The organism is Mycobacterium sp. E3298 (assembly GCF_001666895.1).
Lineage (GTDB): Bacteria > Actinomycetota > Actinomycetes > Mycobacteriales > Mycobacteriaceae > Mycobacterium.
This window is the reverse complement of sequence record NZ_LZJB01000164.1, coordinates 1-7,701: the sequence shown is the minus strand read 5'-3', so window position 1 is coordinate 7,701 and position 7,701 is coordinate 1. Positions and strand designations below refer to the sequence as shown.

Annotated in this window: 5 protein-coding genes and 1 pseudogene; all 6 read left to right on the top strand. The window is 70.5% G+C overall.

Annotated features, from left to right (window positions below):
* The first annotated feature begins 19 nt into the window (after positions 1–19).
* Complete coding sequence (locus tag A9X05_RS07700) at positions 20–313, top strand: acylphosphatase (RefSeq protein WP_067780433.1); 294 nt, start codon at positions 20–22, stop codon at positions 311–313.
* Positions 314–448: 135 nt separating this feature from the next.
* On the top strand, positions 449–4,057 hold the full coding sequence (gene smc, locus A9X05_RS07695) for a chromosome segregation protein SMC (RefSeq protein WP_067780430.1): 3,609 nt from the start codon (positions 449–451) through the stop codon (positions 4,055–4,057).
* 130 nt (positions 4,058–4,187) lie between these two features.
* Positions 4,188–5,498, top strand: coding sequence for a signal recognition particle-docking protein FtsY (gene ftsY, locus A9X05_RS07690; protein ID WP_067748189.1), 1,311 nt, complete (start codon positions 4,188–4,190; stop codon positions 5,496–5,498).
* A gap of 187 nt (positions 5,499–5,685) precedes the next feature.
* Complete coding sequence (locus A9X05_RS07685; protein WP_067748186.1) at positions 5,686–7,077, top strand: ammonium transporter; 1,392 nt, start codon at positions 5,686–5,688, stop codon at positions 7,075–7,077.
* Entirely contained in the window at positions 7,074–7,412 is a 339-nt protein-coding gene (locus tag A9X05_RS07680) for a P-II family nitrogen regulator (RefSeq protein WP_067748184.1), read from the top strand. Before A9X05_RS07685 ends, A9X05_RS07680 begins: the two co-directional genes overlap by 4 nt.
* 45 nt (positions 7,413–7,457) lie before the next feature.
* Positions 7,458–7,631 (top strand): annotated as a pseudogene (locus tag A9X05_RS32660) (hypothetical protein); the annotation flags it as partial.
* Positions 7,632–7,701 lie beyond the last annotated feature (70 nt).

The window sequence follows — 7,701 nt, the reverse complement described above, 5'->3', positions numbered from 1 at the left end:
GTCAACTTCAAGGTCGCCGATGTCGGAACCTGACGTCCGGCTCACCGCCTGGGTGCACGGGAAGGTCCAGGGCGTCGGCTTCCGCTGGTGGACGCGCAGCCGGGCGCTCGAGTTGGGGCTCACCGGCTACGCGGCCAACCAGGCCGACGGCCGCGTGCTGGTGGTCGCCCAGGGGCCGCGCGAGGCCGGTGAGCAACTGCTGGCGCTGCTGGAAGGCGGCCAGGCGTGGCCGGCCAGGCCCGGCCGCGTCGACAAGGTGGTCGCCGACTGGTCGCAGCCGCGGGAACGCTTCGACGGGTTCGTCGAGCGCTGACGCAACCTCCCGGAGCGTGACAGAAGTGGCCACTGTGACCAGTGCGGCAAGGCGTGAACAACGGCCGCATTTCCGGCCTCCCGACACCCCTCGGTGCGGCCGAGCCGGGCGATCCGAGCGGTAGTCTGGCTCGCCGTGTACCTCAAGAGTCTGACGCTGAAGGGCTTCAAGTCCTTCGCTTCGCCGACGACTCTGCGCTTCGAGCCGGGCATCACCGCGGTCGTCGGGCCCAACGGTTCGGGCAAGTCCAACGTCGTCGACGCCCTGGCCTGGGTGATGGGGGAGCAGGGGGCGAAGACGCTGCGCGGCGGCAAGATGGAAGACGTCATCTTCGCCGGCACCTCGTCGCGGGCCCCGCTCGGCCGCGCCGAAGTCACCGTCACCATCGACAACTCCGACAACGCGCTGCCGATCGAATACTCCGAGGTGTCGATCACCCGGCGCATGTTCCGCGACGGCGCCAGCGAATACGAAATCAACGGCGCCAGTTGCCGTTTGATGGACGTACAGGAACTGCTGAGCGACTCCGGGATCGGCCGTGAGATGCACGTCATCGTCGGCCAGGGCAAGCTCGACGAGATCCTGCAGTCGCGACCGGAAGACCGTCGCGCCTTCATCGAAGAGGCCGCCGGGGTGCTCAAGCACCGCAAGCGCAAGGAAAAGGCCCTCCGCAAACTCGACGCGATGTCGGCCAACCTGGCCCGCCTCACCGACCTCACCACCGAGCTGCGCCGCCAGCTCAAACCGCTGGGCCGCCAGGCCGAGGTGGCCCGCCGCGCCCAGACCATCCAGGCCGACCTGCGCGACGCCCGGTTGCGCCTGGCCGCCGACGACCTGGTCAACCGGCAGACCGAGCGCGACGCCATCTTCGAGGCGGAAGCCGCGATCCGCCGCGAGCACGACGAGGCCGCCGCCCGCCTGGCCGTGGCTTCCGAGGAGCTCACCGCGCACGAGGCGGCCGTCGCCGAACTCTCGCAGCGGGCCGAATCGGTGCAGCACACCTGGTTCGGGCTCTCCGCGCTGGCCGAACGGGTGGCCGCGACGGTCCGTATCGCCAGCGAACGCGCGCATCATCTGGACGTGGAGCCGGCGCCGCCCAGCGACACCGACCCCGACGCGTTGGAGGCCGAGGCCGAGCGGGTCGCCGTCGCCGAGCGGCAATTGCTGGCCGAACTCGCCGAGACACGCACCCGGCTCGATGCCGCGCGCGCCGAGCTGGGCGAGCGCGAGCGCGAGGCCGCCGAGGCCGATCGGGCCCACCTGGCGGCGGTGCGGGCCGAGGCGGACCGGCGCGAAGGCCTGGCGCGGCTGGCCGGTCAGGTCGAGACCATGCGTGCGCGCGTCGAATCCATCGACGACAGCGTCGCCCGGCTGTCCGAGCGCATCGAACAGGCCGCCGCCCGCGCGCAGCAGTCCAAGGCGGAGTTCGAAACCGTGCAGGGCCGCGTCGGCGAGCTCGACCAGGGCGAGGTGGGCCTCGACGAGCACCACGAGCGCACTGTGGCCGCCCTTCGGTTGGCCGACGCGCGCGTCGCCGAACTGCAGGCCGCCGAGCGCGACGCAGAACGCCGGGTGGCCTCGCTGCGGGCCCGCATCGACGCGCTGGCGGTCGGGCTGGAGCGCAAGGACGGCGCGGCCTGGCTGACCGAAAACCACGCCGGGACAGGGCTTTTCGGGCCGATCGCCAAGCTGGTCAAGGTCCGCTCCGGCTACGAGGCGGCGCTGGCCGCGGTGCTGGGATCGGCGGCCGACGCCCTGGCCGCCGAGAGCTTCGGCGCGGCCCGGTCCGCGGTCGCCGCGCTCAAGCAAGCGGACGGCGGACGGGCGGCGCTGGTGCTCGGCGATTGGCCCGCCGAGGACGCCGCGGCGCGCGACGCGCTGCCCGGATCCGCCCTGTGGGCGCTGGACCTGATCGAGGCGCCCGCGCGGCTGCGCGGCGCCATCACGGCGATGCTCTCGGGCGTCGCGGTGGTCGACGACCTGGATCAGGCGCTCGAGCTGGTGGCGGCGCGTCCGCGGTTGCGTGCGGTCACGCTCGACGGTGACCTGGTGGGCGCCGGCTGGGTGAGCGGGGGCTCCGACCGCAAGCTGTCCACGCTCGAGGTGACCTCGGAAATCGATAAGGCCGGCAGCGAGCTGGCCACCGCGGAATCGCAGGTCGCCCAGCTGACCGCGGCGCTGTCCGGCGCGCTGACCGAGCAGGCCGCCCGCCAGGACTCCGCCGAGCAGGCGTTGGCCGCGCTCAACGAATCCGACACCGCGATCTCGGCGATGTACGAGCAGCTGGGCCGGCTCGGGCAGGAAGCCCGCACCACCGAAGACGAGTGGACCAGGTTGTTGCGGCAGCGCGAGGAGCTCGAGGCCGGCCGCGCGCAGACCGTCCAAGAAGTCACGGAACTGGAAAACCGGCTGCGCAACGCCCAAGAGACGCAACACGTTCAGGCCGAAGAGCCCAACCATACCGAGGTCCGCCAGCGGATCGCCGCCGCCGCAGAGGCGGCCCGCAGCGCGGAGGTGGAGGCCCGGCTGGCGGTGCGCACCGCCGAGGAGCGGGCCAACGCGGTGCGCGGGCGAGCGGATTCCCTGCGCCGCGCCGCGGCCGCGGAACGCGAGGCGCGGCTGCGGGCCCAACAGGCGCGCGAGGCTCGGTTGCGCGCGGCCGCGGTGGCCGCGGCGGTGGCCGACGCCGGACGCCTGCTGGCGCAGCGACTGGACCTGGTGGTCGGGGCGGCATCGAAGATCCGCGACGCGCTGGCGGCCGAACGCCAGGGCCGGGCGACGGCGATGGCGGCAGTGCGCGACGAGGTGAACGCGCTCAGCGCCCGGGTCGCCACGCTCACCGACTCGCTGCACCGCGACGAGGTGGCCAACGCGCAGGCCGCGATGCGCATCGAGCAGCTCGAGCAGATGGTGCTCGAGCAGTTCGGAATGGCGCCCGCCGACCTGATCGCCGAGTACGGGCCGGACGTGTCGCTGCCGCCCACCGAGCTGGAGATGGCCGAGTTCGAGCAGGCCCGCGAACGCGGTGAGCAGGTGGTCGCCCCGGCGCCGATGCCGTACGACCGGCCCACCCAGGAGCGGCGGGCCAAACGCGCCGAGCGGGAGCTCGCGGAGCTGGGCCGGGTCAATCCGCTGGCGCTCGAGGAGTTTGCCGCGCTGGAGGAGCGCTACAACTTCCTGTCCACCCAGCTTGAGGACGTAAAGGCGGCCCGCAAGGATCTGCTGGACGTCGTCGCCGACGTGGACGCCCGCATCCTGCAGGTGTTCAGCGACGCGTTCGTCGACGTGGAACGCGAATTCCGGGAAGTCTTCACCGTGCTGTTCCCCGGCGGCGAGGGGCGGCTGCGGCTGACCGATCCCGACGACATGCTCACCACCGGCATCGAGGTCGAGGCGCGCCCGCCCGGCAAGAAGATCACCCGGTTGTCTTTGCTGTCCGGTGGCGAGAAGGCGCTGACCGCGGTCGCGATGCTGGTGGCCATTTTCCGCGCCCGCCCCTCGCCGTTCTACATCATGGACGAGGTGGAAGCGGCGCTCGACGACACCAACCTGCGCCGCCTGATCAGCCTCTTCGAGCTGCTCCGGGCGCGCTCGCAGCTGATCATCATCACGCACCAGAAGCCCACGATGGAGGTCGCCGACGCCCTGTACGGCGTGACCATGCAGGGCGACGGCATCACCGCGGTGATCTCGCAGCGGATGCGCGGGCAGCAGGTCGAGCAGCTGGTGTCCAGCTCCTCCTAGCCCTGCGCGGGTGCCCAACCGGGTACTGACGGCGGAGTTTCGGCGATTTCTGCGCCCAGGACGCACGCTCGACGCCCGGGACGCACACCCGATGCCCCCTGAGCGCCGGCCCGCTTGAAACAATGTCAGCGTGTCGCAAGGTCTTTGGATCGCCATCGCGGTCGTTGCCGTCCTGGTTGTCATCGCCGCGCTGGTCCTGGGCCTGGTGCGCTACCGCCGCCGGCGGATCAGCTTCACGGCCAAGCCGGAGCCCGGCGCGATCGACCGGTCGGGCGGCTACACCGCGTCGTCCGGCATCACCTTCAGCCAAACGACCCAGGCCGACCGGCTCGACACCACCGGCCTGCCCGCGGTGGGCGACGACGCCACCATTCCCCGCGACGCGCCGCGGCGCACGATCTCCGAGGTCGAACTCCCGGAGCCGGAGGCCCCGGAAACGATCGCCCCGCCGCCGGTAGCGCCCCCCGAGCCGCCGCCGGCGGCCCCCGAGGTGCCCGAGGCCCCAGAGATCGAGGCCATCGCGCCGCCGGAGGGCCGGCTGGAGCGGCTGCGCGGCCGGCTGGCCCGCTCGCAGAACGCGCTGGGGCGCAGCGTGCTGGGCCTGATCGGCGGCGGCGACCTCGACGAGGACGCCTGGCAGGACGTCGAGGACACCCTGCTGGTCGCCGACCTGGGCCCGGTGGTCACCGATTCGGTGATGACGCAGCTGCGCGCCCGCCTGGCCGGCAGCGACGTGCGCTCCGAGGCCGACGCGAAGGCCGTCCTGCGCGACGTGCTCATCCGCGAGCTGCACCCCGAAATGGACCGCTCGATCCGCGCCCTGCCGCACGCCGACCACCCGTCGGTGCTGCTGGTCGTCGGAGTGAACGGCACCGGAAAGACCACCACCGTCGGCAAGCTGGCGCGGGTCTTGGTGGCCGACGGACGCCGCGTCGTGCTGGGCGCCGCCGACACCTTCCGGGCCGCCGCGGCCGACCAGCTGCAGACCTGGGCCTCCCGGGTGGGCGCGGAGGTGGTGCGCGGGCCCGAAGGCGCCGACCCCGCATCGGTGGCTTTCGACGCCGTCGACAAGGGCATCGCCGCAGGCGCCGACGTGGTGCTCATCGACACCGCCGGCCGGCTGCACACCAAGGTCGGGCTGATGGACGAACTCGACAAGGTCAAGCGCGTGGTTACACGACGCGCCGCCGTCGACGAGGTGCTGCTGGTGCTCGACGCCACCATCGGACAGAACGGGTTGGCCCAGGCGCGGGTGTTCGCCGACGTCGTCGAGATCACGGGCGCCGTGCTGACCAAGCTGGACGGAACGGCCAAGGGCGGCATCGTATTCCGCGTCCAACAGGAACTCGGCGTGCCGGTGAAGCTTGTCGGGCTCGGGGAGGGGCCCGACGACCTGGCGCCGTTCGAGCCGGGCGCTTTCGTCGACGCGCTGCTCGGCTGAAACCGCTTACACGGCGAGCGGGACGTTAATACCGCCGAAACACAGTGGCCCCATTGCGGAAACAACCATTGCGCAAGGTTCTGGATCAGGTCACAGGCGTCGCCTGACGGCCATTCATGTCCTGACCGGAGGTGAGCGAGTGGCATTCCCGCAATTGGGCCAACCCGATACCGGCGATACCGCCTGGATGTTGGCGAGTTCCGCGCTTGTGCTGTTGATGACGCCGGGCCTTGCGTTCTTCTACGGCGGCATGGTGCGCACCAGAAGCGTGCTCAACATGATCATGATGAGCATCAGCGCGATGGGCGTCGTGACAGTGCTCTGGGTGCTCTACGGCTACTCGATGTCGTTCGGTGACGACAGGGGCGGAGTCGTGGGCAACCCGACCGATTATTGGGGCCTGGCAAAGCTTATCGGCGGCAACGCCGTCAAGGCGGACCCGAGCAAGGGCGTCACGCAGGTGGACATCCCGCTGGCAGGCACCATGCCCGCGACCGTCTTCGTGGCCTTCCAGCTGATGTTCGCGATCATCACCGTCGCGCTGATCTCGGGTGCGGTCGCCGACCGGCTCAAGTTCACCGCCTGGCTGGTGTTCTCCGGACTGTGGGCGACGCTGGTCTACTTCCCCGTCGCGCACTGGGTGTTCGCGGCGGACGGCTTCGCGTCCGAGCACGGCGGCTGGATCAACAACAAGCTGCACGCCATCGACTTCGCCGGAGGGACCGCGGTCCATATCAACTCCGGTGTGGCGGGCCTTGCGCTGGCGATCGTGCTGGGCAAGCGCAAGGGCTGGCCCACGACGCTGTTCCGTCCGCACAACCTGCCGTTCGTGATGCTCGGCGCCGGCTTGCTGTGGTTCGGCTGGTTCGGGTTCAACGCCGGTTCGGCGACCAGCTCGAACGGCTCCGCCGGTGCGACCTTCATGACCACCACCGTCGCCACGGCCACGGCCATGCTGGCCTGGCTGCTTACCGAGCGCATCCGTGACGGGAAGCCCACGACGCTGGGAGCGGCGTCGGGCATCGTGGCGGGCCTGGTGGCCATCACACCGTCCTGCTCGTCCGTCAACGTGCTGGGCGCCATCGTCGTCGGCCTGGTGGCCGGCGTGGTGTGCGCGCTGGCGGTCGGGCTGAAGTTCAAGCTGGGCTTCGACGACTCGCTCGACGTGGTCGGGGTGCACATGATCGGCGGTCTGACGGGCACGCTGCTGGTGGGGCTGCTCGCCGCGCCGGAGAGCACCGCCATCAACGGCGTCACCGGGGTGTCCAAGGGGCTGTTCTACGGCGGCGGCTGGTCACAGCTGGAAAGGCAGGCGGTCGGCGCCTTCGCGGTTCTGTTCTACTCCGGCATCGTCACCCTGATCCTGGCTTTGATCCTGAAGTACACGATCGGGCTGCGTGTCCCCGCCGAAGAAGAATCAACGGGCATCGACGAGTCCGAGCACGCGGAGAGCGCGTACGATTTCGGAACGATCGGTGGGCAAGGATCCGTCCTCCCGGCGGCGCGTGTTCCCGTCGATGACCGCAACGGGCTGGAGGAGGATCGAGTGGGCGACAAGGTGGAGGCAGAGCAGGCATGAAGCTAGTCACCGCAATCGTGAAGCCGTTCACCCTCGATGACGTGAAGACCAGCCTCGAGGAAGCGGGCGTCCTGGGGATGACGGTCAGCGAAATCCAGGGGTACGGGCGGCAGAAGGGCCACACCGAGGTTTACCGGGGTGCCGAGTACTCGGTGGATTTCGTGCCGAAGGTGCGAATCGAGGTGGTGATCGACGATTCCCTGGTGGACAAGGTCGTGGACAGCATCGTCCGGGCGGCGCGCACCGGCAAGATCGGTGACGGCAAGGTCTGGGTCACCCCCGTGGAAACCATTGTGCGAGTGCGCACGGGTGAACGCGGAACCGATGCCCTCTGACCGCAGTCGCACATCGTTGAACCAGGCCGGACGGGCCGGGAGGGTATGACTAACCCACCCGGCCCGTCCGGCTCATCCGGAGCGGAAGCACAAACCGCCTGCGGTGCAAGCGATCTGGCAGCCTCGCGGCGCCGGCTGCTGGCGGAGGGCCGCGAGCTTGGTCCCGCAGAGCTGCGCAAGGCGTGGCTGGAGCTGCATGAATCCTGGTTGGCGGCCAAGGAGCGAGCCGATATTCGGGCCGAGCGGCAGGTCGTCGATCGCCTTGATGTATTCCGCCGCCGAGGACCAG